This is a genomic window from uncultured Gimesia sp., from assembly GCF_937910335.1.
GTDB lineage: Bacteria > Planctomycetota > Planctomycetia > Planctomycetales > Planctomycetaceae > Gimesia.
Genome location: NZ_CALEMX010000272.1, coordinates 1 through 1,963, shown reverse-complemented (window position 1 = coordinate 1,963; position 1,963 = coordinate 1). Strand labels below are relative to the sequence as shown.

General features: G+C 49.8%; 2 protein-coding genes. Both read left to right on the top strand.

Going from position 1 to position 1,963, the window contains the following annotated elements:
• A partial coding sequence (locus Q0668_RS11055; RefSeq protein WP_298864269.1) for a hypothetical protein occupies positions 1–1,170 on the top strand: 1,170 nt, incomplete at its 5' end.
• 67 nt (positions 1,171–1,237) lie between these two features.
• Complete coding sequence (locus Q0668_RS11050) at positions 1,238–1,963, top strand: NAD(P)-binding oxidoreductase (RefSeq protein ID WP_298864266.1); 726 nt, start codon at positions 1,238–1,240, stop codon at positions 1,961–1,963.

The following is a 1,963-nucleotide window of genomic DNA, read 5'->3' as shown; positions in this document are numbered from 1 at the left end:
TATGGCGCAAATTACGTGCCAAAGCGAGGGAAGTCATCTGGGAAATGCGGGATGAAAGAGAAACGACTCACTCATTTAACTTGCTTCACCGTTTTGCTGTTGGCTGGCGCTGTATTTCCACTGCCTGCACGGGGCGAACAGAAGATACAGTCCACTCAGTCTGGTGAAGTACAAAAACTGATTCGCGAAGTCGAGCTAAATGAGAAGTTCTATTCTAACCTCAAACTTAATCTAATCAGTACCAAGACTGACGAAGGCACTTTTTTCCAAATCGACGCGCCAAAACCGATTCAAAACGAGACGCAGACTTCACTCATTGTTCAGGGTTTGAAGTTCCGCCGGGAAGATCGCTCAAAAGGACGTTACAGCGTGATTACTCAAGGTGGCATAGGCGGACGAATACAACCGCTGAAACCACCCAAACCCAACTACACGGAAGTCGGAACCAAAACATGGATTACTGTATGTGACGGAAAGACCTGTCGTCATTTCTGGACAGAAGATGTCGTCGCTGAAAAGAAAGGAGGTCAACGACAGACCTCAAGCAATGGTGAGGTTTCCGACAAACTGCAACGTCTACCTGATTTCGCCCGACCTCACATGTTCCTGATGGAGAATGGAGGACCGAAGGTCCCGCTCTCTACTTATCTCAAAGGAGTCAAGGCGATCCGGGCGTTTCCTGGTCCATCCAACTTGGGTAAAGGCAGGGTGTGTAACGTTCGGATACTTGGCCTAGAAGAGTTTCAGGGACTGCAATGTACGAAAATTGGGATCGAAATTCTTGATCCGAAGGGAACGCCTCGTACACGACGGGAACTCTGGCTGGCCCGCGATCGGAACCTGATTCCGGTGCGAATTTTAAGCTATGGCTATCGCGACTCAAAAGACATAGCCATCGCGGAGGGCATCGTCGATGAATGGCAGGAAGTTCGGTCTGGCGTTTGGTTTCCACTCAAGGCACACTACAATCGATTTTACTCAATGACTGTCAAACGGGAGGGGCGACCGGAACTATCCTGGCAGGTCAAGTACGATGTCAAAAGCGTCTTACTTGATCCGAAAATCCCGCCCGAGGTGTTTACCACACTGAAGTTCCCGCCGGGTACCAAGTTGAGTCTTGTTAAAGATGGAAAATTGATCAAGCTCGAAGATGGGGATAAGAGTCCCTGATGGCTGGGTTCTGCATGAAGCTTCTGTCATAATTCACAAAAATGATCATTCTCAAGGAAGAAATCGTATGACGACTCTAGTCGTGGGAGCCAGCGGCGCTACGGGGCGGCGGCTGGTGGAGCAATTGCTGCATCGAGGCAAGCAGGTGAAAGCCATTGTACGTACCCCCGGTTCGTTTAATGAGTTCATCACGAATCACGCTAGCTTTACAGAAATACACGCCAGTGTTTCCGAACTGACTGATGCTGAGATGGCACAGCATGTCAGTGGCTGTGCTGCAGTCGCTTCCTGTTTGGGGCATCAGCTGTCATTCAAGGGCATTTTTGGAAAGCCGCGACTGCTGGTGACGGATACCGTGCGTCGTTTGTGTGACGCCATTCAAGCGACGCATACGGGAAAACCAGTTCGGTTTGTCCTCATGAATACGGCAGGAAACAGCAACCGCGATATTCCGGAACAAGTTTCGTTTGCGCAAAAGTGTGTGATCGGGTTATTACGACTTCTCTTGCCCCCGCACCTGGATAACGAGAAGGCTGCGGATTATTTACGTACCGAGATCGGCCAGAAAAACGAGATCACCGAGTGGGTCGCTGTTCGACCGGATGCATTACTCAATGAAAACGAAGCCACCGAATATGCGGCTCATCCCTCGCCGATCCGAAGCGCGATTTTTAATTCAGGCCAGACAAGTCGCATCAACGTCGGCCATTTCATGGCTGAGTTGATAACAGACGATGAGACCTGGAACCAATGGAAGGGACAAATGCCTGTGATTTATAATAAGGTTGAATGA